Source organism: Serratia aquatilis, from assembly GCF_044865145.1.
GTDB classification, from domain to species: Bacteria; Pseudomonadota; Gammaproteobacteria; order Enterobacterales; family Enterobacteriaceae; genus Chania; species Chania aquatilis.
In genome coordinates, this window is the sequence record NZ_CP173186.1 from 2,085,743 (window position 1) to 2,112,527 (window position 26,785).

Sequence of the window (26,785 nt, forward strand, 5' to 3'; positions counted from 1 at the left end):
CTCCATCACGGGCTGAGATTGAGTGGGATGTCGGGGGTCTTGCCAGTGCCCACGCTTGGGGCGTGGTTTCCGGCATTACCAGTGACCAGATCGACCATGTCCGCCGCCAGCCCTACATAGGTGACGGGGTTGAGTAGTTCGTCCAGCGCTTGCTGCGTAAAGCAACCGCGCAGACGTGGGTCTTTGAGCAAGGCGGCGCGGAACGAGATGTTGCTTCGTTGTGCCTCCAGAGAGAGTTCGTGTACCAGGTCATGGGCAGTCTGCTTGCCGAACTGAGACGCCAACGCCAGCATGATCCGCTCCGACAGAATCAGGCCGCCAAGCAAGTCAAGATTGCTACGCATCCGATCCTCGCGGATTTCCAGCCCGACCATTAACATCTCATCCATACGACAGAGCAGCGCGCCGGTATAAATAAACAGCTCCGGTAACGCCGCCCACTCGATGCGCCAGGCTGTGCCGTCGCGCTCATGTAACTGAAACGCTGCATCGGTGAGCGCGACCATTTGTGCCCGTACCAGACGCGACAGCGCACTGATCAAATCGACCGTCGACGGGTTCTGTTTGTGGGGCATGGTGCTGCTGCCGACCTGTCCTGGCCGAACTCCCTCACGAACCTCGTCGATCTCGGTCCGTTGCAAGTGATAGATTTCGTTGGCGATCCTGCCCAGCGTCAACGAGGTCTGGACCATTAGCCATGCAGCCTCCAGTACCCGATCTCGCGCACTGTGCCAACTGGTTAGCGGAACGTTGAGACCGAGTCTGGCCAGCGTTTGCTTTTGGATCTCGAAACCCCGTGCACCAAACGCTGCCATGGTTCCCACTGCCCCGGTCAGATTGCCGACCATCACCCGCGCATAAGCCTCGTCAAAGCGCGCCAGATGCCGGTCTATTTCATCTATCCATACCGCAACTTTGTAGCCGAATGTGGTAGGAAGCGCCTGCTGACCATGGGTGCGCGCGACCATCGGTGTGTGCTTATGGCGCAGGGCGAGGGTGAGCAACTGGTTGCGGATCGAATGTAAGCGGCTCAGTACCTGAACCCACGCTTCCTTGATCTGCAGGATCAGGCCTGTATCGAGGATGTCCTGTGTAGTTACACCGTAGTGCACGTACTCCCCCCATTCTCCCGAGCAAGACTTGGCCAGCGCCCGGATAGTAGGAACCAGAATGTGTCCTGTCGCCACGCTCTCCTGGCCCAACCTGTCGAGATCGAACAGTTCCACTCTCGCCACGCGTGCGATCTCCTGTGCCGCCTCGTGAGGGATGATACCCAGCTGTGCCTGGGTTGCCGCAAGGGTTCGCTCGACATCAAGCCATCTCTGTACCTGATTGGAATCAGAGAAGATCGCAGCGAATTCGGGCGCGGAGTAAGCGCCCCCATAGATACGAGATTCTGTTATATGACTCGGCATGTTCTGTCTCTCGATTTGGCTCAGGGGAAGGTCATTCCACGTTTTGCATCTCTTCCCAGACGGCATCGTAGTAAGCTTTTTCGATAGCAAAGTGCTGTGACAACGAAGCAAGGAAAGACTTCTGAAATGCGCGATCTGGAATGCGTTTCGAGATGAGCTGCCATTCGCGCTTGGCCCGAGGTGGCACCAGACTGACGTGGATCTTGTAGTACTCGGCAGCGTCTTCACTTAAGCCGGCCTGGAGTAGTGCGTGATAGAGTTTTTCGTGATTTCCTGGCACAACAAGTTCGGTAACGTAGAAAACGGCCAGCCCCCAGCCAACATCGGGATTGCGGAAGCAGCGCACACGGTTGTTCAGGTATGCGATCTCCTCAGGCATGGTTGAGATGGCCTGAAAGTCTTCTTCCAGCCCCACGGCATTGAGCAGCTTTGCCAATAGTCGCGGGTGTGAACGTGTCTCATCTTCCTCACCCAACTCGCCATAGAGGTAGCGACTGAGTGCCGCAGCCTCGTCGATATCGGTCAGATTCACCAACAAATCTGCCGCTTCTCTATACAGACGGAAGGTACGGAACCACTGGTGTTGCAGAAATACCTGGAGCTGTGCCCGCGAGGCGTGGCCTCCGAACACATACTGCGACATGGGGTGTTTCTCGCGCGAAAGCGAGGAAATCTCTTGCTCTAGCCGCGCCTGGAAATCCTCTTCAGAAAGCGGTGCGGGCAGTTCCACCGAAGGCATGAAACGCTCCTCCAAGCGGTGGACGGTATTGGACAGCCAACGACGAGTGGTAGAAGTCGCCACATCGTCGCTCAGCGATAGGATATAGAGCAGTTGTTGGTACTCGGTGCAAGCTGAAGCATTGCCCTGGTGAGCCGATTCTGTTAGTTGGTACAGCGTTTTGGCCGCGGCTTCTATATGGATCGGCGAAGCGTCTAGCGCCAACGCCTTGGCGACGGTGCGAGCATTCGAGGTGTCAAGGCCCTGGAGTCGGTGCAGAGAAAAGTTGGGAGTATTCATCATGTTGTTCCTTGCCGTTCTAGCGGCATTCTGGCGGTTCAGGGGTTGTGGTTGGATTGTTTTTGCATTTCTTGCCACAACATATCGAAGTACGCCTGATTGATTGCGAAGTGGCGTGCCAGTGACTGCATGAACATGCGTTGGAACGATTCGCCTGGCGCTAGCTTGGCAATCAGTTGCCACATCTCTTCGGTATCGATTTCGTCCTGTGTACCATGCAGGCGATGGAATTCGCTGGCTTCCTCTGGTACGCCCAGACTCTGTAACAGCTCGTAGATCCGCCGATGGTTAACGCAACTCACCGACTCAATGGCATAAAGCAGGGCCAGTCCCCACGCGACATCCGTATGGCGGACACAGCGGATCCGGTTATTGAGGTAGGCTTTTTCCAGGGGGTGAAGCGCCGAGTAATCGACACGCTGCGGAATATCGAAGTAGGTCATCAGGTGTGAGAGCAGTGCCGGATGTGAGCGTTCAGCAACCTCGGCCCCAGCTTCACCATATAGATTGCGATAAAACACCGAGGCGTCTTCGATTGCCTCGAAGTGAAACGCGAGCTCGGCCAGCAGGGTGTAGAAGTTATACGAGCGGATCCAGTGGTGCTTCAGGAAGAAACGCACATCCTGGCGTGGAGGTGCTCCCTGGAACAGATGCACCGACATCGGGTGCTTCACGCGGGTTCGCGCAGCAATCTCTGCATCGACTTTCTCCCGGAACTGTTCAACTGGCAGTACGTTGAATTCAGTGAGCGCTGGCGCGAAGTTGTCTTCCATCAGGTATACCTGGCTTGCCAACCAGCGCCGGGTTGGTTCGGTGTGAGGCTCGCCGGGAAGATGCAGGTTCAAGAGTTCCGACTGGTATTGTGCGTAGGCGGTTGTGTCCCCAGAGAGACCTTTTGAAGCCAGCCTGAGAAGCGCTTCGAGTGCGAGAGTAACCTGAGAATAGGTTGCGCCGGGCTTCAGCGCTTCGGCTAACAGCGGCGATGCGCTGATGTTGTAAATTCCCATTTGACCAGAAACAAACTCTGGGTTTTCCGTATCGTTAGCTGTACGCGTCTTATTCATGAAAACACCTATTGGCTACAAGCGAGAGGTCAGGGATCTCCTGACCAGGTGACTAAGGGCGGCCGTTGCTCGACCAGGGATCCGGGGTTGCGAGGAGAACGGGGGTTATCGGCCCAAAACTCACTCGTAGGCGGGGCTGTTTCGACGCTGGCTGATGGATTTACACTCAGCGGAGCTTTGTTGACGGGGTTGGCACCGCCGCTGATGGAGATGAGGAAACGAGGCATCGCGCTATCCTGGTTCGTGTGTAGGACCACTAGCAGGCTTGACAGCGTGACAAGGTCAAACGCTTTACAAATAAATTTCTGACTTTGATTTCAATGTTCAAACTCTTGTCCCGGCACTGAATGCGCCGCCGACAAGAGAGGGTCGTCAAAAATCGCTGTCCTCGGTGAGGTAACAGCGATAATGAGAAAATGTGTGCGCACTCACCTGTGTTTACGAGAGAGTTTTCGTGGCGGCGCGGTGGAGTGAAGAGGCGGGGGTATCGACACCAAATCGCGGCGTTTTATGAGGATCCGGTGAACTCGGCTGCTGGGTTGAAGTTTGCGTAGCCAAATCCGCAAGGATAGGGCAATCCTGGCCGTCATCGCCGTGACAGTGGGCGGCCAGATGCTCAAGGGTTTGCGTCATCGCCTGCAGTTCGGCGATCTTCGCCTTCAGTACGACAACATGGGAGAGGGCTATCTCTTTGACGTCGGCATTGGTGCGGTCGCTGTCGTACCACAAAACCAGTAGTTTCGAGATCTGTTCGACAGAAAACCCGAGGTCGCGGGCGCGGCGGATAAAGCGCAGGCTATGCATGTCAGACGCGCTGTAACTGCGATAGCCGGCATCAGAACGAATAACTTTGGGGATCAGACCTATCTGTTCGTAGTAGCGAATCATCTTTGCTGAGACGCCGGAGAACTTGGCCGCTTGACCGATATTCGTCATTATCTCCTCCAGGAGCTTTGCAGCTCAAACGTGGCTATTTCTTCTCATGGCTTTTTACCCATTTCTGCATCTGGTCAATTTCAGGCTGCTGGGCTTTGATAATCTCTTCGGCCAGTTTGCGCATTTCAGGATCTTTACCAAATTTAAGCTGCGTTTCAGACATTTGAATGGCGCCTTGATGGTGGGCGATCATCCCTTTTGCAAAGGCGACATCGGGGTCGGAGGACATCACTCCGGCCATCATATCGTCATGCATGCTTGTCATACCGGCCATCAATTCTTGGGAGGCTGCAGACATTGAAGCGTGATCGCCCATCTTCATGGCCTTGTCAGCCGCCAAAGCGGCGATAGGGGAGATTAACAGGGCGGTTACTAACAATATTTTTTTGTTCATTTTGCTATCTCTCAAGGTGAATTGGTTGGCAGAAAAATTATCGATAGAAATATCTGTCAGACAGGGTTTGATTATAGGGTTTGATGTCTGTTGGCAACGTGACAGGATGATGACAATTCAGTCATAAATGTTAATGCAACTGCTTTGCTGTCATGGTGCATACCGCTGACATAGCCGCGACGAAAACATGGGCACATTAACCAGCACTGCCCAGTTAGCGAAAATCACTCTTTAGGCAGACTGATGATGAATTTGGTGGATACCGAATCAGAGGTAACCGATATTTTCCCCCGGTGTGCACCAATAATGGATTTCACAATAGCCAACCCGATGCCGCTACCATCGCCTTTTCTTTGCCTTGAAGGGTCGATGCGGTAGAAACGATCAAACAGGCGCGGTAGGTGTTCGGCGGGTATTGGCACACCCGGATTTTCAACGGTCAACTCAACATCAGATAAAGTCTCGCGCAGGCTCACGGTGACGGATCTTCCAACCGGAGCGTAACGTATCGCATTAGAAAGTAAGTTGCTGAGCGCGCGCCGCAACATTAAAGGGTCGCCATTCACTGCTACCGGGTTGCCGACAAAGTGAAGATTAACCTCACGCTCTTCTGCCCACGCCTCAAAGAAGTCAAACACCTTGATCACTTCAGCTTTAAGATCGATGGAAACACGTTCGGGGATCAGCAAATTATTATCGGCCTGAGCCAGAAATAACATGTCACTGACCATTTTGGCCATGCGGGTAAACTCCTCCAGATTCGAATACAGAACATCCTCATACTCGCTGGCGGAACGCGCCTGGCTCAGGGCAATCTCGGTCTGAGTCACCAGATTAGTGATCGGCGTGCGGATTTCATGGGCGATATCGGCCGAGAAATTGGACTGCCGAGTAAAAACACCCTCTATGCGCTCAATCATATGGTTAAAAGAGACGACAAGCTGTTGTAATTCGATGGGAACATCTGTTGGCAATAATCGTACATGTAAATTATCAGAGGTAATCCCCTGTATTTCGCGGCTGACATTTCGTAGCGGCGCATGCCCCTGATATACCGCCAGCAATACAATAAATATAATGATCAAGCTGATTATGAATGCGGTCATCACCAGGTTATATTTCAGCTCTTGGAGATAATGCAGATGAAAGTCAATAGACAGGGCAATCAGCAGCGTATAAGTCGTGGCTTTACCATCAACGAACGTATCGATAGGCAGGGCAACAATACGATAGCTGGTCTGCTCCATTTTTTTATTATCGTGATCCGAGTTGGCAGAAGCAGGGGCGTGCCACAGTATAATTTCGTTGCTACCAAGGCGGTTATGGAAAAGTGGCGCGGCCAGTACCTGCTTGAAATCAAGACTGTCGGCGGATTCATAAATAACGTCTTTATTGTCGTTTTGCAGATAAATAAAAACATTCCCATGATCGGCTATCGTGCTGATAAGTTTGTCTACCCGTATATTTTCAGGTTCATTCTCTTTGCCAAGAATAGTACTCAGTGTGGTACTCAGCTGTTTTAAATCCCTGATGTCCTGCTCTTCAAAATGCTTTTCGACAGAGTGGATCATGACCCAACTGAACGCGGCGAAGGCGGCAATCGCCGTCAGACTGATGAAGAAGGTTAAACGAGAGGCCAGTGAGAAAGGGCGGCGGCCAAGCTTAATCCGCATCAGGCACCTCGAGGACATAGCCGACACCGCGCACTGTCTGGATGAGTTTGGGTTCAAAATCGTTGTCAACTTTCGCCCGTAAACGCTTCACGGCAACGTCAATGGCATTGGTATCACTGTCAAAGTTGATATCCCAAACCTGGGAGGCAATCAAGGAGCGAGGCAGGACTTCACCTTTGTGACGGATAAAAAATTCCAGCAGGGTAAACTCTTTACTGGTCAGCGTGATTTTTATACCGCTGCGCGTTACCCGCCGAGTGACCAGATCCAGGGTTAAATCTGCAACCTGAAACTGACTTTCTACAATAACGGCGGCACCGCGACGCAATAGCGTCCTTACCCGTGCTAAAAGCTCGGCAAAGGCAAAGGGTTTAACCAGATAATCGTCAGCTCCCAACTCGAGGCCTTTTACTCGGTGTTCAATGGTGCCAAGGGCCGTGAGCAGCAAGATCGGCATACCTTTTTCCGCTGAACGCAGCATTTTGACGATATCCCACCCGTTGATGTCCGGCAGCATGATATCCAGGATCAGCAGGTCATAATCCGACGTCATTGCGAGGTGATAACCCGTCATGCCGCTATCCACTAAATCGACGACAAACCCGGCTTCGGTTAATCCTTTGCAGAGATATTCCCCCGTTTTCACCTCGTCCTCTACCACCAATAATTTCACGCACCCTCCGACACAATAATCTGGCCAGGCCATTTTAGTGGGCCTATGGCTGGCTGCAATGGATCCTGCTGAAAATGACAGCATTGTCATTGTTCAGTCACGCGTTAAACAGATTGGCTCCGATAAAGTATGCCTGATAAGCGGGAGTAAAACAGTGCAGCAATTATTTTGTGCCGACGTTCCTGGATGGGAAGAAACATGCCCGGTCGCGTTTATACACCCGTTGCTTTTAAAGACGCGGGGGGCATCTTGCGTCACGTGGTTATAGAGGAAAAGGCGTTTACAGAAAGAAACCTCAAAAAAATCCCCTCAGAGAGGCTCTTCTGAGGGGATTTTTAACTACCAGTACTGCATAGGGTTTTTTACCGCGGTATAACCTTAAAAATTATACTTAACCCCAAACATCGCTGCGGTATCACTGTAGCCTTTGTTCCCGACCTGTTGGCCGATATTGCCCCAAATATTCACTTGCTTATTGATCTGCCCTTCCAGGCCGACTTTAAGTTCAGCGATATTGGCCGCCCCGTCTTGTTTCACGGTGATGCCGTCCATTGAGGTACCAAAGTCTTTAGTGTTATGGACCCAGTTGGTTTCGACAAATGGCTGGAATACGCGATCTTTGCCCTTATCCTGACTGCTATAACCGTTAATAAAGGCCTTCACCCCCAGACGGGTCTGGATATTGCCATGGCCTTCACCAGAGACATTAGTACCATTAGCTTCTTGGTGGTCGTCTGCTTTCACACCCATCCAGGTGATTTGCGCTTTCGGTTGGATAAAGTAAATTGCGTTTTTGGCCGGATTTTCACCGACTTTAAAGGTATAACCGCTTTCTACTGACGCAGTAATCCCCTTGGATTGGTACTTCTCGCTCTGTAAATTCTGGCCATCAACGGTGTTGTTAAACCAGCTATATTGCGCCCAGCTATCAACGTACAAACCGGATTTGTCGGCTTCATTGGAATACCAGGTGCCGTACAAACCGGCGCTGTAGCCATCAACAGATGCGCGGGCACTGTAACCCGACAGGCTTGATACCGTGTTGCTTTTACTGTTGGCATAACCGGCCATCAGACCAAGGTGCAGACGGCTTTGATCACTATTGCTCCACTGGGCAATATCGCCCCCCAGTTGTAACACATAGCGGTTAGCCAGGGTGTTCAACTGGCCATCACTATCGCGAGAGCGGTTGTGGCCGCCTTCGTTGCGCAGCCACAGGCTGGTCACTTTGCGATCGCCGGTTAATGCATCAATATACTGCGTCTCACCCAGACGATCGTGCAAACGGGTTACGAACAGGTTGTTGGCCGCAGCCAGGTTAGCGCTGTAGCCACCGGCTTCAGGACGCTCAACCAGGGGTGCCGGAGTTTCGTCTGGCTTTGATTCAGGTATCACTTCAACTTCTGGGCTTGGTGGCAGTGGTGCTACTGGATCCGTGGCCGAGGTCAGGTACCAATTACCGGCATTGGCGGCAGTACCGCGTACCAAAGAGTAGTCATAAGCACCGGCTACAATACGGCCATTTTTAACGAATTCACCATCAGAAACACCCTCCACCTGCACCAGCTCAATCCCGTTAAGGGTTGAAGCTCCGCTGCCGCCAGCGTTGGTTACGCTGACCAATGTAGTACCAGAGGTATTACCGTTTACCACCAGCTTATCCGTTGCCGATGTATCGTCATTCAGTACCGTGTTGAAGTTCAATAAACCGTTGTTACCACTATAATCACCCTCAACGGTCAATACCGTACCCGGAGCACCGTTCAAGCTCACCATACCGGCGTTATCCAGGCTGGCCAGAGTTTGATCATAACCGGCCAGATCCAGCTTTCCACCGGCTTTGATGACAAAGTCTGAGTTAAAGCTGAAGGCCCTAGCCGTTCCGGCTCTTAAGGTTCCTGAATCGACGGTAGTAACACCCGAATAATCACTCGCAGATTTCAGCGTGGTGATGCCGGTATTCACTTTGTTTACGGTCAATGATCCGGACATGCGCGGTGAAAAGTCGATATTATCAGTATGATTAAAGTTTACCGTTGCTGAACCGGCACCGCTGCGGATGTAGGATGCATTGAGCGCGCCGCCCAGATTGCCGTTACCGATATTTAATGTGCCTTGGGTGGCTGCATTATTAGCGATAGTGATATATCTGGCGGAAACCTCAGCTCCATCGGTAATGGTCAGCGTGCCATCACCCGAACGGCCAATCGCCAGGTCATCGCTGTTATTCCATTGCGAGTCGGTTCCGGATACTTCGACAACGCCGGTTGAACCGACGCTGGCACCGATACTACCGGTAGTATTATTCACCACACCGCCATCGCTAATGGCGAGCGTGCCATTGCCGCCGCTACCAACGGAGAGGCTGTTGCGATTATTCCACTGCGACCCAGGACCGGAAACCGCGACAATACCTACCGCGTCGGTGGCCGAACCAATATAACCGGATGCACTGCTGACAGAACCGCCATCGCTGATGCTCAGTGAACCATCACCGGCGTTACCCACATACAGGGAGTTGCTGTTATTCCACTGCGAACCGACGCCGGAAACCTCTACCACACCGGTTGTTCCAGCGCTCTGGCCGAGCAGGCCCATAGTATTGTTAACAATGCCGCCATCTTTGATCGTCAGCATGCCGTTACCGTAATAACCAAGATAGAGGTAGGCGCTGTTATTCCACTGTGATCCAGCACCGGACACCTCTACAGTGCCGGTAATATCTGATGCGTAGCCGATAAAGCCCGTTGTATTACTGACAACGCCGCCATCATTGATCGTCAGCGAGCCATCGCCATAGTTGCCTACCACCAGTGTTTTGCTGTTATTCCAATGCGAGCCGCTACCGGACACCTCGGCAGAGCCTGTTGCTCCGGCTACGTTACCGATATAGCCATCGGTATTGCTGACGGCACCACCATCGCTGATGGCCAGTGAGCCATTACCGGCATAACCAACATACAGGTAGCTGCTGTTATTCCATGATCCGCCGCCAGATACATCGACCACACCGGTCGAGCCGGCCAAGTTGCCAATATAGCCAGCGGTATTGCTGACAGTGCCGCTATCGCTAATGGTGAGTGAGCCATTACCCGCGTTGCCGACAGCGAGGGTGCCACTGTTAACCCATTTAGCCCCCGCACCGGAGACTTCGGCAATGCCTGTGGTACCGCTGTTTCTGCCGATATAGCCAACTGTGTTGCTGACTACGGCACCATCGCTAATGGTGAGTGAGCCATTACCGGAGTTGCCAACATAGAGGTTATTGCTGTTAGTCCACAGAGACCCGATGCCGGAAACTTCGACCATACCCGTTGAGCCGACCGTATTGCCGAGATAGCCAGCTCCGGTGGTGGTTACAACTCCCCCGTCTTCAATCAGCAATGTGCCACTATTGGTGTCGCCGATGATCAGGCTACTGGTATTCCAAGGTGAAGATTGCGGATCGGGAACCGTGACGGTCTGGCCGCCATCAATCGTCTCTGCGAAGGCGAAAGGCGTATTCAGAATAGCGCATACAAGGGCTACCGAAAGATATGATTGCCGAAACATAATATTTCTTGAAGAAGTGTCAGTAATTGCAAAGTTTTGGCAATTACGACGTTTATTTAATGGGTGGGGTGTGGCTAAGTAACGTATATCCATAATAAGGCTTTCCTGGTGTTGAAGTGATGTAAATTAATTGATTTTGTATGTATTTATAATGTTGCTAAGTAACGCAGGTAAATAACGAGAAACGAAAATTTTCGATGTTAAAGCAACTGCAGAATGTTATTTTAATGCTTGAAAGATATTATGAATTCGGGGTGTCGGTGAGCAGACTTTTTCTGGTTTAATTGTAGTGTAAATCGAAACTCTTACACCAAGCACCTGGTTTGATTACGGAATAGTGGCTGGAGCGAGAGCATCGATACTGAATGATTAGAGTGGATAGATTATATGTGGATTAAAAAAGAAGCACAATTATTTTCTGTTATTTTTTTAGGAATAAACTTGGGTAATATGGTTTTATTGGTCTTAATTAAAGTGTATTAAGCGAATTATTGCTTGTTAAGAGATTATTGGTGACGGCTTCAATAGGTTGAATCTGCTGTATAATCCGATGGTTCACAGCCAACCCCAAGGTCCATAGCCCGCATTTCACTCCCGCTCTGTTCTCAGCTCACCCGCAGCTTAGAAACGCCTTCTTTACTGAGCTGGTGTTGGCGACGTGGCGGCAGCCCTCAAAATCTGTATCAACCCCGTTATCCGCATGTTAAAGCCTTACGCCAAAGTGAGTAACGTCTGTGACACAGCCTACTCCTTGAGCTTTGCATCGATGACACATGCCGGGCGTTGTTGACGCTGCTCCGGTAGCCGTATTTTGACAGACCTGCGATAAGTTGCTTAAAACTGCTGCTTGAAATATGATGAAAATCAACTTGTTCTGTCCATGCGAAGGTTTATTCTCGCGAAAGTTCTGCAAGAAATTACAATAGGTCCAATAATGAAATTAACTGTTCTGGTCGACAATAACACATTAATAGACAGGTATTTAATCGGCGAACCCGGCGTATCTTACCTTATTGAGTGTGATGGTAAAAAGATACTGTTTGATGCTGGTTATTCTGATGTTCTTTTAAAGAATGCCCAGACTCTGCATATCGACCTAGCCGATCTTGATGATGTCATTTTGTCTCATGGACATAACGACCATACGTGGGGTTTAAACCATTTAATACAATATTACGACCGCGCGATTGCCGATCCGCAAAAGAAAATAAACCTGATCTCACACCCGGCTGCGTTAATACCTAAATACTATCACTCAAGACCTATAGGGCTAAACCATCGGCAGGATGAGCACGATTTTTTCTTCACAAGAATTTGTACCAGGGAACCATTAAATGTATCTGAACATGTTACATTTCTTGGGCAAATCCCACGTAATAATAGTTTTGAGGCAACAGAGCCTGTTGGTCACACACATGATCAGAACGGGGAACTGATGGACGATTATGTGTTGGATGACTCTGCTGTAGCGGTTAAAACAAAAACAGGTCTGGTTATCGTGACAGGATGCTCCCATGCGGGTATCTGCAATATTATCGATTACGCCAAGCAGGTCACCGGAGAAACGCGCATTGCTGCGGTTATTGGTGGTTTTCACCTGCAAAATGCGGATGAGGAAACGTTGTCCAAGACCGGGGATTATCTTAAGCATCTGGCCCCGGAAACCCTGTACCCATGCCATTGCACCGATCTCGCTGCAAAGATCAGCTTGGCGAATTATGTGAAGATTAATGAAGTTGGTGTTGGGCTCAGGCTTGATTTTGCGGTTTGAAAGGGCGGACTGGCTTTGCTACCTTTTTATATCTTCCAGCCTAGCCCAGAGCCAATTGAAGAGGAAAAATGTCACTAGGAATTGTATTTAACTCTTAACATTGTTCCCCCAGTGATACCCATCGTTACGGCCATCGCACCAAGAAGCATTGAGATGCTAAAAAATGTTTCATCGTATCCGAATGCTGAAATCGACGGGGTACTGAGTAAAGGGGAAATAAACTGACCAAGAAATATTGATGTGGTCAGGATCCCTCCGGCAAGGCCCCTGTGCTGGTCCGGAACAAGGTTGAGCGCAATGGCAACAAAGTTCGGTGAAACTATTGCGTAACCTGCGCCGATTGCTGCCGTGCCAACAAAGACTATCCAGGGTTTTACTCCCGTTCTTACCAGCATAAATCCGAGAGCCATCATGGCATAACCCAAGGTGTAATTACCGAAAAAACCAATCGCACGCTTCATTCGCGCATAGAGAAATGCCGCGCAGCCGCCTGTCAACATCAATACACTCAGTGCTGAACCGGTCATCATGGCGCTGTCGTAACCTTGTACATTGAAGAAAAAGGGCAGTTGTGTCGGCATGATAAAGAAGAGCATATTCGTCAACATTTGCAAAAGTGCCAGAATAGTCATGCGCAATTTCCATGCCGGATGCCCTGCGTTTTCTGGCATTTTTGCGGGTGAGGTCGATCTGTCAGGCTCGGTAATCACCGCCCACATGAGCGGTAGGAAAAAGGCCGCTAGGCCGTAGATGGCGAATGGCAGCCGTGGTGAGATTGCCGCAATGTACCCCGCCAGAGAGATAAACAGAAAACCGCCGAAATTTCTCGCTGATACCTGAAGCCCCACCAGGTCACTGCGCTGGCCGCCAGTGAAGTAATCACCAATCAGCGCCGTTGCCGATGTCATAATGAGTGCCACGGCGATCCCCAACGCCAGACGACTGGCAAAAATCGTCTGCAGAGTGGGTAAGTAGAGACCGGCGCTGCCTGTGATGATGAACAGGATCACGCCGACCAGTAGCATCCTGCGCCGGCCAAAACGATCGGCGTAAATGCCTGCAAGTGGGGCGAATAAGATCACGCTAAGAGAGGGGGCTGGCACCAAAAGGCGTGTCAGTATTTCCGCATTGGGTGTGTCTGAAAAAGCTGCCTCAAGCCCTGCCAGCGCCGGGCTGATCGTTGCATTCGCCATAACTGTCAAACTTGCCGCCATCAAAAGAGCGATAGCCCGTAGATCTTGCCAGACGGCTTTTTTGGGGGGGGTGGGGGCTTGTTTCATGATCTGCTTTCCTGTTGCAAGAATTTGCGTGTTAAGGCATCTTACAAACTCAAGTCAACTTGAGGTCAAGCATGAAAATCCTTGATATCGGTGAAGTGGTGCAACAGTCAGGTTTGTCACCCGCAACACTGCGCTATTACGAAGAAATCGGCCTGATCGCCTCTGTGGGCAGGAATGGATTACGGCGGCAGTTCAATACGGACGTTCTGTTAAAACTCTCATTGATTGCACTCGGTAAGTCCGCAGGTTTTTCGCTGGTAGAAATATCCGGCATGTTTGGCAAGGATGGATTGCCCGATCTGCCGCGAGTAAATCTGCACGCCAAAGCGGATGAGCTGGAACGCCAGATACGCAATCTCGTGGTTTTGAAAAACGCGCTGCGTCATGTGGCCGATTGCCCAGCACCATCACATCTTGAATGTCCGACATTCCGGCGTTTACTCTTAAAGGCGAGCCACCGCAAGAAGAGCAAAACGAAGATAAGGAAATGATGCTACGGGGTATGAGGCAGTGTCACTTATACTTGCTTCAAGTTTGAGAAAGAACTGAAATATACGCTAAATAATACGAGTGTACCAAACAGACTCGTCCCAATAGCTAGGCTGTGTCCCTTAATTGCCCGTGGTGCCGTCGCAGACCCAAAAGCCCGTTATCAAGGCGGAGGGTGAAGGGCAGAGTGGCCCTCTGTTCAAGCCCGACTTTACTTCGAACGGGCTTTTGGGGCGCGACCCTTCGGGCTGGGGCCATTTGCGCGCATTGCGGCGTTGTTCGCCGCTTATTTGGTCCACCAAACCTTGCGGCTCACGCCTTGCCCTGTGCGCAAATGACCGCCAGCGGCGCTCGCGTGCAATTAAGGGACACAGCCTAATAGGAACTCTATTTATTCGAGGTTGATTTCTTGCTGTTACACTCTCTTACAAGTTGTACAAAAGAAAACAAAAGAACAACGCAATCACCCTACATAGACTGTTAGATAGAGATAAGATAACCCCATAGATTCAGGGTCAGATAATAAATTACTGAGCTAGGGCTGTTAGAAAAAATTTAAAGCTTTGGGTTTTATTATGTAGAATCATAAACATCATGGTCTTTTTAAAAGAATCAACAACGGCAGCTGACAATATTGCACGTATTAATTATGAATATTGACAGAATTGATTTTAACCGATTGTTGCGTCAATGCACTAATAGCTTTATCTGTAAAAGCCATTAGGTATTTGGGTCTTAACGCCGCATCTGAATACTTGAATAAATGCCTGAAAGGGCTTAATACAGCATCACCATGATCTATGGGATTCAAAAAAATAGCCCAGCCAGAATGTATGAACGTTTATACCCTTCATACTTCAAGTTGCTTGGTTGTTGGCTGCGCTTACTCACCCCAGTCACATAGTTATCTATGCTCCTGGGGCCTCGCAAGCTTGCCGCCTACAAGCAACTCGAATTATTTTGAGTATATATTGAAATAAAGGAAAAAAAATAGATGTTGAATCACCTGCAAAAAACCGTTTTTGCTCTGGTTGTTCTGGTTTCCACCTCTCTGCCTGCGTCGGCTGAAAGCATCGACGTACGTGTTATCGGCACCATTACTCCCCCAGGCTGTCACCCGGCGCTGTCGGGTGGTGGCACGGTTGACTACGGTTCAATCAATAGCAAAAGCCTGGCCGCAGATGCATACACCGTGCTGCCTGAAAAACAGTTGGACTTTACTATCACCTGTGACGCACCGGCAAAAATCGCGCTGAAAGCGATTGAAGGCCGCCCTAATACAGCTCCGGGTTTAAATGCCAACGGGAACCTGGACGTCACTACCGCACGTATTTTTGGTTTGACGGCAGGAAGTGAAGGCGTCAATGGCCTCGGGTTGGACGGCACTGCAAAAATCGGTGGGTACGGTATTCGCCTGGCTGCCGGTACCATCACCGCCGATGGCGTGAGCGTGGACAGCCTTTCCAGTAGCGACATGGTTACCTGGAGTAAAACCGCAGTGGGTAGCCTGCACGTGGCAAATAGCCCGCGTTATTCTACCTGGGCTGCAACGGGCACCACAACTCCGGTCGCCTTCACCACTCTGGCAGGTAAACTGGGCGTTCAGGCCTATATCAACAAAGCCTCAGCTCTGGACCTGACCAAACCTGTTCTTTTGGATGGTCTCACCACTCTTGAGCTGGTGTATCTATAATAACCACGTCAGGTTGGGGAGCAGCCCCGGTTTGACGTGGGAACGATAAGCTGCGACATAGGATAACGTTACATCCACCGTTTTGCGGCGACACGTAGGGTTGGGGGCCATTTGTACGCATTGCTGCGTTATTCTCCGCTTATTGGGTCCACCAAACCTCGCGGCTCACGCCTTGCCCTGTGCGCAAATGACCGACGACGGCGCTCGCGTCCAGTTAAGGGACGCAGCCTAGAGTATTGCAATTCCATTTATTACTCACAGAGTAGCTTTACTGTTGTAGATACGTTTCCATACCCAATTTAGCGTCCTGACGAGATCACCTGACTCAGGCATTAGGGTTATTTCGGGTGCTGCAACCCAACCGCCATGTTCGTCTATGGCCGCAATGTCATAGCGGAAAAAATAATCGGGCTCTAACCCCATTCGCAGATCGGCAAGGATCAACCGAAGCTCGCCATCGTCACCTCGCTGCGCGTGAACGGCGACAAACCCTTGTGTGAACCACAATAGACGTTTCAACTGCGGTATGGATGCCAACTGCGCCAACGCCTGGTTGTCGCTTGCGTGAAAAGTAAATTGCATCGCTCCTTGATCCGCGACAAGAGACCGGTCACCGAGCCAGTAACCACCCGGTACCATCACAATCACCCGCCAAGCCAGCGTGTTGAACGGAAGCGGTGTAGAAAAACGTGGGGCACTTTGCAAATTCAGGGCAACCAGGCTTTGCGAGGCTACCCGGTCAACCAGAGATTTGGCGGCGACACTCCAAGCCAGATAGGCCGAGCTCACAAGCAAGCCTGCTATCAACCAATTGCGTGCCGCCCTGGCTCGGCCTAAGCCACTCGCTTGCTGCGCGGTTTTGTGTGGCGAAAGTCGCCAGGCAGCAATAACCCCTATCAGCAAGGGCACTGTATACAACGGATCAATGACAAAGATTGTCGCCCACATGACGGGTGGGGTCTTCATTGGCCATAACAACTGAGTGCCGTAGACGGTAAAGGCGTCCAGCAACGGATGCGTTATCAAGGCTAGCCAGATCGCCAACAGCCACCGCAACGGGGAGGCTTGGATCAGGCTGCTGCGAGATTTGAGCAAGAACCAAAGCAATAGCCCTAACACCGTTAGCACCAAAAGTGAATGGGATGGACCTCGGTGCCAGGTCACCTCTGTAACCACATCACTGCTGAACACGTTGAACCAGAGCACGTCCAGATCGGGCAAGGTACCGAGTACTCCACCCGCCAGTATTGCCCGGCGTCGATGATTCGGGGGGACGACAAGTGCAGCGACACTACTGCCAAGAACGATCTGAGTTAATGAGTCCATGGCAGACTCCAACGGCTTGGTTTACCGATCTGTTGAGCATCTTGGACCTTTATCCATCGGTCATGCAACCATTGTTCTGTTTTGCGGCGAGCGAGCAGGGTTGCCCATTCCAGATCGCGCTCGAACAGCATCGGTTTCTCATCGCTACCGACGATGACCCAGAACCAGCGCCCATCAGCCAGACTGCGTGCCTTGAATTTTAAACCGGTGAGTTGAACGGTCTCGTTATGGCCTGCGCGTGACAGGAGAATAGGTTCATCATGAGGGGTAACGGACGCTCTCCGCAGGCTAGTTAGCAAGTCGGGCGCAGCCTTACGCAGGAACTCTGCAGCAATCTGCTCTGCGCGCTCACGAGACGGTAAAGGTTTTCCCACTAGGTCGAGCGAGATGTTGGCAAAACCTTTGAGTGTGCCATCGTTGGCGATCACCGTACTAAAGTGTTCTCCCTCCAGAAAAGCATTGCGCCCATCGCGCCGCTCATAACGGCTAAGGGTTGCGGGCTGACCATCCAGAGTGACCGAACGCTGACTGGTTTGATGATGAGTGTCCGGGATGCTGATCGGGTTATCCCCAACCACACCGGAAGCCGCCTGCAACGCGAAAGCAGGCAGAGCAGCGGTAAGCCCAAGGATGATGCGGAGCATCAGGATCCAACTGCAGGGGTTCATCCAGGAAGCCTGGACTGTAGAGAGCGAAGGGTGGGTAGAATTCATGGTTTCCTCGTGGATGAAGCAAGCGATACACTGCCTGCAACGCAGACAGCGGCCAGTAAAAGTGCCACCGCAAGCCCCATCAATAGCGGGACAAAACCAGGCACCCAGGACACGATAAACGGGCCGATGCTGGCACCGATAAACAGGACAAAACCATTGAGAGCCATGCCCGCTGCGCGGTCAGGTACCGCCAGATCGCCAAACTGGGTGATCATTGCCGGGATAGCGAGTGCAACTCCAACAACGAAGACCAGACTCCCAATGGCAATACCGGTCAGCGATTGCGATAAAACAGCTTCTAGGGCCAGGCCCACAGCCGCAACCAGATAACCTGTACCCGCAACGCCTGGCATTCCGATCCGAGTAGCAAGCGGCCCGACCAGCAAGGCCATGAACATCCCTGGCAATCCAACCAGGCGCAGTGCAATCACTGCAGCAGGATCAAGATTCAACCCCGCCAGATGCGGCCCCAAAGCTGTATACATCGCAACGAAAGACAAGAGAAGTGTGATATGCGCGCATGACAGCAGCACAATGGCAGGCCGCACGGCAATCTTGCCCAATGCCACGAAGCGGTGGCCCAGATGCCCCTCAACGGCAGTGCGTGTAGGCTCTTTGATCATCAATGCAATTAATGGAAGCATGACCACAAGACTGCCTCCTGTGGACAGAAATACCCAGAACCAATCCCATCGTAACGCCACCCAGGCAGCGAATACTTGCCCAAGGATACCCGCCACGAGAAAAGACGTAGACATGGCCCCGATGGCGGTTGCTCGATGATGTGTCGGCACCGCTTCCGCAAGATAGGCCAGCGCTACGGGGGCAAAACTGGACGCTGCCAGTCCCTGCAGCATCCGCAATCCCGCCAACCATGGCAGCGAAGGTGCGAAGGCGCAGGCAAGCGTGGCAATCGACAGTGCACCCAGTCCAACCAGCATCACTGGCCGACGACCGTACTGATCCGATAGCGGCCCCCAGAGCAGAAACCCGCCAGCATAGGCCAGGCTGAAACAGGTGGCCAGTGCGAACGCGACGCCCCCCGGATTTGCCGGGCTGAAAGACTGCCCGACATGTGCCAGTAAAGGGATAGCCAGGTAAAGCTGGGTTAGTACTAACAGTGCGACCACGACCAACAGCATGATCCCCCGTCCACTCGCAGAGTGAATGGAGCCGAGGTGTGTGGTGTTGCCGGAGACTAGCGTGTTTTCAACCATAGAAGCCTGCTTCCGATATCGGTACAGCACCCCCAACGATGGCGGAATGTACCTGACGTGCGGTATGCAGTTCCCAGAATTGATCAGCGATGTCTTTTGGCGCGACGGTATCACTTTTACCCAGACCGCCCGGTGTTCCCTCAACGAAGCCGTTGACGATCACCTCACCGACATGAATGTCATGTGGCGCGAGGGTATGCGCCAGAATATGGGTGGTTTTACGTTGAGCTGCCACGCTGATGGCAATCGCAGCATAATCGATGGCGAACGCATTGATTTTAGGTTCATCAAGCGCCATAACGCCGCTGGTAACCAGTACGGTACCTTTTGATGCCGCAAGGTCATTCATGCTCTCTTGTACTGCAGTGATGTAGCCAACAACGCGGAGATCGAAACTCTTGCTCAGATCCGTGGGGGGAGTGGACAGCAGGTCACCCTCGATATCGAGAAAGACGTTCCAGTGCAGGATGCCTATAGGCCCCATTGTTTCACGTACGTCCGTGACGGCGCGCCTAATCGCTTTGACATCGCTCAGATCGGCCGGGAAAGTGCGAACCTGGATGCCTTCGGCGGTCAATTCCGCGACCGCATCAGCGAGACGCTGAACATTGCGCGCAATCAAGGCAACGGGATGACCCGCCTTACCAAAACGGCGAGCGACTGCATGGGAAATACCCGGGCCATAGCCACAGATGAGGATGGTGTTTTTCATAATTCAGACTCCGATTATAAGGTAAAATTACAACTCCAACGTTTTAGTTGGAAATAACTATAGTATGATTACGCGATAACAACAACCGATAGATGAGAGAGCAGAAAAATGGCTTGGGATACAGAGGGGACAAAACGCAAAATTCTGGATGCGGCAATGACCGAGTTTGCCCGATTCGGCCCTGATGGCACGACTCTTGAACGGGTTGCCAAGTTGGCCGGTGTCAACAAGGAGCGTGTTTACAATTATTTTGGCGACAAGCGGGCGCTGTTCTCGGCCGTGTTACGCAGTGAGTTGGCCAAGGTGGCATTGGCATTGCCCATTACGTCCTTTGCGGTCGAAGATATTGGCGATTACGCTGGTCGTGCCTACGATTATCACCTTGAGAACCCAGAACTGAGTCGACTCATGCGCTGGGAAGGCTTGACCTTCAATGATGAGGTGCCGGACGAAGAACAACGACGCGAATACTATGGATACAAGATCCAGGCCGTGGCTGATGGGCAGCGTGAAGGAATAGTTACCCAAGCCATTGAGGCCGATCATTTGGCATTTTTGGTTTTAGCTCTGGCCGGATGGTGGTCTGCTGTTCCACAGGTAGCGCGCATGTTAACGGGGCCCGATAGCACGAAAGAACATGCTAGACGCCGAGCCTCCGTCATAGAGGCAGCGCGACGTCTGGCGGCCCCATGAAGTTGACGTTAATGATGGAAAAAATTAGCTGTGAAAGGGGGCCGTCAGAATAACGGAGATTGGGTGTCATGATTTACTCCTGAAATGGGAAAAGCCCCCAACCTTTGTGTGAGGTCAGACAGAGAGGACACGGGAATTCATCAGGAACACTATCCTGGATGCCAGTGTGGCCTACCGTCGTGGTACTTTTGGGGCGGTCACTTGACCCTGTCGGCTGTTCGGGGTTTTCTCTCCAGATGCAGTTCTAAACACGCAGGTGCAGCCCTTGTCAACTTAGTTTTAACGTTTTATGCAGCCCTGCAAGATAGAAGTGGCACTCCCAAAGGTATTCGAATTTATTAAATACTCCATCTATGCGGAGTGCGCGAAAAAATCTTACCTCGCTATAGTTTCGAGTAAAATCGAACAGTCTCCTGTTTTGCAGATGGTATAAAAAGTATTGATTCTGTCTTCTGGTGCCACGTTTAATGCCAAGAGCACATCTCGGGTAAATTCAACATATCCTGTTGGTTTGGCGGTTATGATATTCCCGTCTCGTACAGATTGACCGTTTACGAAGTTTTTTTCTCCTGAGTAAATCCCTTTTTTTTCATTGTTCAGTACAGATAACTCAATGAAAGTATGTGAGATATCGTTCAGATATCCTTTTTTAGCCAAAAACAAAGATGCGTCACAAATTGCCCCTACAATGATTTTCTTTGTCACTGCCTCGTTCAGCAGGGGAATAACTTTCTCTGCTTCTTCACCATGCCAGTTTGTGCCACCGACGAGGATCAATGCAGCGAATTCTTTCGGAACTCTATCGATGGTATAGTCAGGTGCAATAGTAAAACCACCTATTGAAGTTACCGGTCCTTCACAAATAGAAACAGTTTTTACTTCATACTCGCTGTTCCACAGTCCGAATCCCCCCTTCAAACTAGCAGCCAAAAGAGCGGGTTCCCAATCCGCATAATCTGAGATTAAAACAAATAATACCGTACGTTTTTGCATATTATCTCCACTGCTTCTTATGTTCCTTATGATTGCAGAGTAGCCAACTATGGAGTACATACCTAATGGTAATATTTCATTGATGGGATGAATTTCATGCATACCTTACGGAACATCAATCTTAATCTTTTAGTGGTCTTTCGTGAGCTGCTGTTGGAACAAAATGTAACTCGTGCTGCTGAAAAACTGGCGATGAGTCAATCTGCGGTGAGCCATGCGTTAGCGAAATTACGGGATATTCTTGAAGATGAATTGTTTGTGCAAGGAAGGCGGGGCATAACACCCACAACAAAAGCTCTTGAGCTACAAAATAACTTGGAACTGGCTCTTCATCACGCCAATCAGGTTTTTAACGGTTCTGATCACTGGGAAGTATCTTCAATGAATCGGACTTTTCGTATCGCTATAGCTGACTACGGGACATACCTTCTCGCGTCTCCGTTACTTGCACGGATCCGGCAAGAAGCCCCAGGAGTTGATGTGGTGTTTACCCCATCTGAGCATCATCTCATCGCTGCCCAGCTTACAAATGGAAGCATTCATTGCGGATGTTGTGTAGTAGATTCAGCATATAAGGATTTTCGGGTCACACACCTTTTCCAGGAACGACTTATTTGCTTAGTGGGCAAGAAAAATAAATTATCGAACGAAAAAAATTTGTCCATGAAGGCATACGCAGCCATGCCGCACATGGTTGTTTCACCATTAAGCGGAACATACTCAGAGGTAGACACATTTTTAGCAAAAGAAGGGCTTATACGCCGGGTAGCCGCTGTCATACCTCATTATGTGGTTGCTGCAAGAGCTGTTGTAAACACAGATATGGTTTTGACCCTACCTTACCGCCTTGCTGCTTCTCTTACTGAACACAGTGAACTTGACCTCATAGAGCCTCCATTCGGGCCCGGAACTTTTGAATATAGCCTTATCTGGCACCCTAGATCAGAATACGATAAGGGACATGCTTGGCTTAGGGACATATTTGCTCAAGTTGCCAATGACGTGGCACGCGAAACGTGAGGATTGCAAGAAACCCGTTTGGTAAGTAAAAAAAGACTTGTGAAAAGCAAGTACAACATATTGATGATTAGGGTAATAGTGATCTTAGCCACGAACAATGGACACGCGCTTAAGCGAGGTTCTGGTTTTCAAATCGGGAACTGCCTCTGATTGCTGAGGTTGAAAAGAAATACGGCCACCGGATCGCTGTTGTTCCTCAACAGTCGGCAGACCCTGTCGGGTTGGTCCAGCTACAAAGGTTAGCTGACAGCGAATAACATATTCAGCGATACAAGGCATGCCATTACAACGCGTGCCTTCAACGAATTATCTTTCTATTTCTCTACACGTTTGCCTTGCGCATCCACCACGCGTTCACCGTCTTCCTTGGCGAAGGCGCCGCGTTGTGCCTCGGACAAAATATCCAGTATCACTTCAGAGGGTCGGCACAGTTTGGTTCCCAGTGGCGTGAGCACTATCGGGCGGCTGATCAGTTTAGGTCGCGGATGGCCTCTTTCGGTGTTTTCAGCAGGGACAGATCGTAAACTGCCGGAATGTCTTTGCGGAAAAACAGATGCAGCATCACCAGCGTGGCGGCAATCGCGGCCAAGTTAACCGACACCATCAGCGCTGCATATTCAGTGAATCCGAGGTTGGAGAAATCCGCCAAGACAATATCTTTGCAGGTATTATTTTATAAAGTAATAGTTGCTCACGAGCCACTTTATGAGATTAACAGAGGTGTATACCCAAGATACATAATCTTGCCGATTCGAGTCCTTTTGAGGCCCCCAAAAATGCTGGATTTCAATATACGAGTATGGAACAGAGTGTAGCTAGGTTTGAGAAAAGAGGATTTTACTTTGAGACACCATGGACAACAATGGCTGTCCATGGCATTGAATTTTTGGCTCCTCTGACTGGACTCGAACCAGTGACATACGGATTAACAGTCCGCCGTTCTACCGACTGAACTACAGAGGAATCGTGTGAACGGGGCGAATAATAGCGGGGTACCATGAGTTTGTCAAAGCACTAAAGTAGGGAAAAAGTGCGTTTGCTGTCAGATTGAGCATGTTGACTCGTTTTTCTACACTTATCCTCAATCAGACACCTGAAAAATTGTTTTTTACCTCTGCTGCTTGGATAGAGGCGGCTGGGTAGGTAGCGGTAAGGCTGAGCGACATGTATCCACATCACTTTAAGTGGCAGGTTGGCGACAGCGGTAATACTGAAGACGTTTTGAACTACTCCATTAGCGAAGAAGTCAGTTGTTAGGTGCTCTTCGTAAAGCTGAACGGAGAATCAATAGATTGGCCACTGTGTTGTCGCTTGCCAGCAACTCGAATTATTTAGGGTGCAACTGTGATAGGTATCTGGTTTTTCATTTTAATTTAAAGTGATGTCAATTGTAAAAAACCTTACTAATCAGCTAAATAACTTTAGCTCAATCATCCTTCAGGTATTTTTTGAGCTTTTCTATGCTACTCTGAAAGCCGTCTTAAAATGCTTGGACTATTCGGGGGCTAAGCCTTGTCAACACGGTGTTTATTCCTCTATGCTACGCCAAGTCGTTTTTACAGTAGTAAATCTTACTGTTCTTTAGTTTCCCGGAGTTTCTTAGTGATGAATAAAGCAATCGCAATAGCGGCATTGTGTGTGTTGCTGGCAGGGTGCCAGAATGCAAATGATAGTGCTAAAACCAAGCCAGCTCCGGCGGCCACAAAAAACCAGGCTGTTGTTCAGCCGGTTCCGGCAGCAACGCCAAACCCAGTTATTGCGCAGCCAGCTCAGCCGATGATTTCGGCCGATACTGATGCTGTCATGGTTACGTGCATGAGAGAGTTGAATGCCCTACAACAGGTAAATAGCAAGTTGTATCAAAGCCGCAGTACTGAATTGAACAATATTTTAGCCGAGGCCAAACTTTATATGCGTGTTCGTGACAACGTCAGTCCGGATATTCACCAAATAATGGATGCGGCTTATCAATTCCGTATTACTAAAACCTGCAACCTTATCCGCACCGATCTGACGCGTGCGCTGGTTGAGCGTGTTGTTGCTTCATAACTTGCAATAACGCATTTCTCAGTCGTTCCGGGAAAATAGTAATCCGCGCAAGTGCCCTCCTCTGAGGGCATTTTTCTTTCTTGCCCATATACCCTTCATACTTCAAGTTGCTTGGGTGTTGGCTACGCTTACTCACCCCAGTCACATAGTTATCTATGCTCCTGGGGCCTCGTAAGCTTGCCGCCTACAAGCAACTCGAATTTTTTAGGGTATAGCAAATCCGACTAGCAGCGTTGCTGAGAAATTACACGAAAAATAAATGTGATCTGTGTCGAGTTTTTTCCGCGTGTTGGATAACATATCGCCATTACCTTTCGTACTGGAATATCCCTTGATGGAAGAAATCAGCACTTCCCGTTCTGTTGCCTGGATGCGTGTGGCCACGCTTGCCATTTCGGCGTTTATTTTTAATACCACCGAGTTTATCCCGATTGGACTATTAAGTGATATTGCCCAAAGCTTTGAGATGCAAACAGAGCAGGTGGGGCTGATCATTACTATTTACGCCTGGATCGTCGCTGTGGCGTCGTTAATCTGCATGTTGCTTACCAGCAAGATTGAGCGGCGTAAGTTGCTGATCGGGGTATTCGTTCTATTTATCGCCAGCCATGTACTCACTGCTGTTGCGTGGAACTTTACTACGTTGGTGATTTCGCGCGTGGGAGTGGCGTTAGCGCACTCAGTATTCTGGTCGATCACGGCATCACTGGCTATTCGCCTCGCCCCGCCGGGCAAGCGTGCGCAGGCATTGAGCATGTTGGCTGGGGGAACCGCACTGGCAATGGTGCTTGGCTTACCTTTAGGCAGAATAGTAGGGCAACTGCTCGGTTGGCGCATGACATTCATTGGTATCGCCGTTTGCGCCAGCTTTGCGTTGGTGATGCTGTGGCGATTGCTGCCCGAACTGAAAAGTGAACATTCAGGCTCGTTGTCCAGCGTCCCTTTACTGTTCAAACGCCCAACATTGGTCAGATTGTATATGTTGACCATCATTGTCGTGACGGCCCATTTTACCGCATACAGTTATATTGAACCCTTTATCCAGAATATAGTGGGCCTTTCCGGCAACTTTACCACTATGATGCTGCTGCTGTTTGGTGCCGCTGGGATTATCGGTAGCCTGCTGTTCAGTCGCTACAGCGAACGCTTTCCTTCGGGTTTCTTTATTGGTGCGCTAGCTCTGTTGGCGACCAGTCTACTATTGCTGCTGCCAGCATCCGTTAATGAAGCTACCTTGACGCTGCTTTGCGTGGTTTGGGGAATGGCGATTATGGCATTCGGCCTGGCTATGCAGGCTAAAGTACTTAGTTTGGCATCAGATGCTACGGACGTTGGCATGGCGATTTTTTCCGGATTGTATAACTTGGGAATAGGGGGCGGTGCATTGCTAGGGAACCTGGTCAGTCTGCATTTTGGAATGTCAAATATCGGCTTTGTTGGCGCACCACTCGTCCTGATTGCCCTTAGTTGGAGTGTGCTGAGTGTTTGCCGTGGTGAACGGCGTCTGCAGCATCAAATCTGATACAACAATGGGAGCAAGGCAGCTCCCATTAGCCAGTACTCAAAACACCTCATATTCTGTACAGATGTTTTTCAGCCGAATCTTCCGAATAAAACACCACTCTTTTCTTGATATACCCAAGTTACTTCAAGTTGCATGTAGGCGGCCACAGAGCGACAAATCTGCCGGGAGCAGATTTGAACGCTGCTTGCAGCGGCCCCGAAGGGGCGAGGCCCAGCATGGGCCGAGTAACGCAGCCAACACCTATGCGGCTCGAAGGGCGACGGGTATAACTGAATAGGTTGGCTAGCTTGCAACTGCCGATCAGGCCAATACGCGTATTGAGTAAAAGGCTACAGCCTAGGCAACTGACAGTGATCTTGCACAACAGCACTCTGAGCCTCAAAGCTGAGAGTGGGTTGGTGAAGCTTAAGAAACTGCGATCAAGTTGGATGCGCGTCGCTGAATGAGATAAATCTTAGCCATGCCGCGAAATGGTTGAATGCTAAAAAACCAGACTTAAGAACTTTCTCTCCACCCCAAGATTAGTCTTAATGTCTAATGTTTGAGAATTATCTTAGCCAACTATCCTACCATGCAGAC

At 50.4% G+C, this 26,785-nt stretch carries 21 protein-coding genes, 1 tRNA gene and 2 pseudogenes; 7 read left to right on the forward strand and 17 right to left on the reverse strand.

Features of this window, described 5'->3' with window-relative positions; translation table 11 throughout:
• Positions 1 to 5: 5 nt before the first annotated feature.
• From purB to SAQUA_RS09300, 8 genes are all read right to left on the reverse strand, one after another.
• Positions 6 to 1,415 carry an adenylosuccinate lyase gene (gene purB / locus SAQUA_RS09265; RefSeq protein WP_380672845.1) on the reverse strand — a complete coding sequence of 470 codons (1,410 nt, stop codon included), beginning with the start codon at positions 1,413 to 1,415 and terminating at the stop codon, positions 6 to 8.
• A 31-nt stretch (positions 1,416 to 1,446) separates the two neighbouring features.
• Positions 1,447 to 2,436 carry an HOASN domain-containing protein gene (locus tag SAQUA_RS09270; RefSeq protein ID WP_380672847.1) on the reverse strand — a complete coding sequence of 330 codons (990 nt, stop codon included), beginning with the start codon at positions 2,434 to 2,436 and terminating at the stop codon, positions 1,447 to 1,449.
• Positions 2,437 to 2,471: 35 nt separating this feature from the next.
• Positions 2,472 to 3,497, reverse strand: a complete 1,026-nt coding sequence (locus SAQUA_RS09275; RefSeq protein WP_380672849.1) for an HOASN domain-containing protein — start codon at positions 3,495 to 3,497, stop codon at positions 2,472 to 2,474.
• Between the two features lie 438 nt (positions 3,498 to 3,935).
• Positions 3,936 to 4,433 carry a Cu(I)-responsive transcriptional regulator gene (gene cueR, locus SAQUA_RS09280; RefSeq protein WP_380672851.1) on the reverse strand — a complete coding sequence of 166 codons (498 nt, stop codon included), beginning with the start codon at positions 4,431 to 4,433 and terminating at the stop codon, positions 3,936 to 3,938.
• Positions 4,434 to 4,467: 34 nt separating this feature from the next.
• Positions 4,468 to 4,827 (reverse strand): DUF305 domain-containing protein, encoded by a 360-nt coding sequence (locus tag SAQUA_RS09285; RefSeq protein ID WP_380672853.1) that lies wholly within the window; start codon positions 4,825 to 4,827, stop codon positions 4,468 to 4,470.
• A gap of 224 nt (positions 4,828 to 5,051) precedes the next feature.
• A complete protein-coding gene (locus SAQUA_RS09290; protein WP_380672855.1) occupies positions 5,052 to 6,500 on the reverse strand; it encodes a Cu(+)/Ag(+) sensor histidine kinase in 1,449 nt (482 codons plus the stop codon).
• The gene (locus SAQUA_RS09295) at positions 6,490 to 7,173 is read right to left on the reverse strand and encodes a copper/silver response regulator transcription factor (RefSeq protein ID WP_380672857.1); all 684 of its coding nucleotides are present in this window, start codon (positions 7,171 to 7,173) and stop codon (positions 6,490 to 6,492) included. Before SAQUA_RS09295 ends, SAQUA_RS09290 begins: the two co-directional genes overlap by 11 nt.
• 378 nt (positions 7,174 to 7,551) lie before the next feature.
• A complete protein-coding gene (locus SAQUA_RS09300; RefSeq protein ID WP_380672859.1) occupies positions 7,552 to 10,725 on the reverse strand; it encodes an autotransporter outer membrane beta-barrel domain-containing protein in 3,174 nt (1,057 codons plus the stop codon).
• A gap of 934 nt (positions 10,726 to 11,659) precedes the next feature.
• Here SAQUA_RS09300 and SAQUA_RS09305 point away from each other — a divergent pair.
• Positions 11,660 to 12,496 (forward strand): MBL fold metallo-hydrolase, encoded by an 837-nt coding sequence (locus SAQUA_RS09305; protein ID WP_380672861.1) that lies wholly within the window; start codon positions 11,660 to 11,662, stop codon positions 12,494 to 12,496.
• Between the two features lie 74 nt (positions 12,497 to 12,570).
• Here SAQUA_RS09305 and SAQUA_RS09310 read toward each other — a convergent pair whose 3' ends face one another.
• Positions 12,571 to 13,776, reverse strand: coding sequence for an MFS transporter (locus SAQUA_RS09310; RefSeq protein ID WP_380672863.1), 1,206 nt, complete (start codon positions 13,774 to 13,776; stop codon positions 12,571 to 12,573).
• Positions 13,777 to 13,847: 71 nt separating this feature from the next.
• Between SAQUA_RS09310 and SAQUA_RS09315 the strand changes: the two genes are divergently transcribed.
• Positions 13,848 to 14,267: a helix-turn-helix domain-containing protein gene (locus tag SAQUA_RS09315; protein WP_380672865.1), complete on the forward strand. Its 420-nt coding sequence runs from the start codon at positions 13,848 to 13,850 to the stop codon at positions 14,265 to 14,267.
• A gap of 992 nt (positions 14,268 to 15,259) precedes the next feature.
• Positions 15,260 to 15,958, forward strand: a complete 699-nt coding sequence (locus SAQUA_RS09320; RefSeq protein WP_380672867.1) for a DUF1120 domain-containing protein — start codon at positions 15,260 to 15,262, stop codon at positions 15,956 to 15,958.
• Between the two features lie 255 nt (positions 15,959 to 16,213).
• Here SAQUA_RS09320 and SAQUA_RS09325 read toward each other — a convergent pair whose 3' ends face one another.
• The 4 genes from SAQUA_RS09325 to SAQUA_RS09340 are packed head-to-tail and all read right to left on the reverse strand — an operon-like array spanning position 16,214 to position 19,926.
• Positions 16,214 to 17,284, reverse strand: coding sequence for a metal-dependent hydrolase (locus tag SAQUA_RS09325; protein WP_380672869.1), 1,071 nt, complete (start codon positions 17,282 to 17,284; stop codon positions 16,214 to 16,216).
• Positions 17,272 to 17,997: a hypothetical protein gene (locus SAQUA_RS09330; RefSeq protein WP_380672871.1), complete on the reverse strand. Its 726-nt coding sequence runs from the start codon at positions 17,995 to 17,997 to the stop codon at positions 17,272 to 17,274. Before SAQUA_RS09330 ends, SAQUA_RS09325 begins: the two co-directional genes overlap by 13 nt.
• On the reverse strand, positions 17,994 to 19,214 hold the full coding sequence (locus SAQUA_RS09335; protein ID WP_380672873.1) for an MFS transporter: 1,221 nt from the start codon (positions 19,212 to 19,214) through the stop codon (positions 17,994 to 17,996). The genes SAQUA_RS09330 and SAQUA_RS09335 overlap by 4 nt, the downstream gene beginning before the upstream one ends.
• Positions 19,207 to 19,926: an SDR family NAD(P)-dependent oxidoreductase gene (locus SAQUA_RS09340; RefSeq protein WP_380672875.1), complete on the reverse strand. Its 720-nt coding sequence runs from the start codon at positions 19,924 to 19,926 to the stop codon at positions 19,207 to 19,209. The genes SAQUA_RS09335 and SAQUA_RS09340 overlap by 8 nt, the downstream gene beginning before the upstream one ends.
• Before the next feature lie 108 nt (positions 19,927 to 20,034).
• Here SAQUA_RS09340 and SAQUA_RS09345 point away from each other — a divergent pair, with 108 nt between their 5' ends.
• The gene (locus SAQUA_RS09345; RefSeq protein WP_380672877.1) at positions 20,035 to 20,619 is read left to right on the forward strand and encodes a TetR family transcriptional regulator; all 585 of its coding nucleotides are present in this window, start codon (positions 20,035 to 20,037) and stop codon (positions 20,617 to 20,619) included.
• A gap of 375 nt (positions 20,620 to 20,994) precedes the next feature.
• Here SAQUA_RS09345 and SAQUA_RS09350 read toward each other — a convergent pair whose 3' ends face one another.
• Positions 20,995 to 21,612 carry a DJ-1/PfpI family protein gene (locus SAQUA_RS09350; RefSeq protein ID WP_380672879.1) on the reverse strand — a complete coding sequence of 206 codons (618 nt, stop codon included), beginning with the start codon at positions 21,610 to 21,612 and terminating at the stop codon, positions 20,995 to 20,997.
• Between the two features lie 96 nt (positions 21,613 to 21,708).
• Here SAQUA_RS09350 and SAQUA_RS09355 point away from each other — a divergent pair, with 96 nt between their 5' ends.
• Positions 21,709 to 22,632 (forward strand): LysR family transcriptional regulator, encoded by a 924-nt coding sequence (locus tag SAQUA_RS09355; RefSeq protein WP_380672881.1) that lies wholly within the window; start codon positions 21,709 to 21,711, stop codon positions 22,630 to 22,632.
• Positions 22,633 to 22,946: 314 nt separating this feature from the next.
• Here the strand turns inward: SAQUA_RS09355 and SAQUA_RS09360 are convergent.
• The 3 genes and pseudogenes from SAQUA_RS09360 to SAQUA_RS09370 form a co-directional block, all read right to left on the reverse strand.
• Positions 22,947 to 23,111, reverse strand: a pseudogene (locus tag SAQUA_RS09360) (arsenate reductase); the annotation flags it as partial.
• Positions 23,105 to 23,290 (reverse strand): annotated as a pseudogene (locus SAQUA_RS09365) (ArsB/NhaD family transporter); the annotation flags it as partial. The pseudogenes SAQUA_RS09365 and SAQUA_RS09360, both read right to left, overlap by 7 nt.
• 229 nt (positions 23,291 to 23,519) lie before the next feature.
• Positions 23,520 to 23,595, reverse strand: a tRNA-Asn gene (locus tag SAQUA_RS09370).
• 642 nt (positions 23,596 to 24,237) lie between these two features.
• Here SAQUA_RS09370 and SAQUA_RS09375 point away from each other — a divergent pair.
• Both SAQUA_RS09375 and SAQUA_RS09380 read left to right on the forward strand, forming a co-directional pair.
• Positions 24,238 to 24,681, forward strand: coding sequence for a hypothetical protein (locus SAQUA_RS09375; protein ID WP_380672883.1), 444 nt, complete (start codon positions 24,238 to 24,240; stop codon positions 24,679 to 24,681).
• A 334-nt stretch (positions 24,682 to 25,015) separates the two neighbouring features.
• Entirely contained in the window at positions 25,016 to 26,203 is a 1,188-nt protein-coding gene (locus SAQUA_RS09380) for a sugar transporter (protein ID WP_380673622.1), read from the forward strand.
• The last annotated feature ends 582 nt before the right edge of the window (positions 26,204 to 26,785 follow it).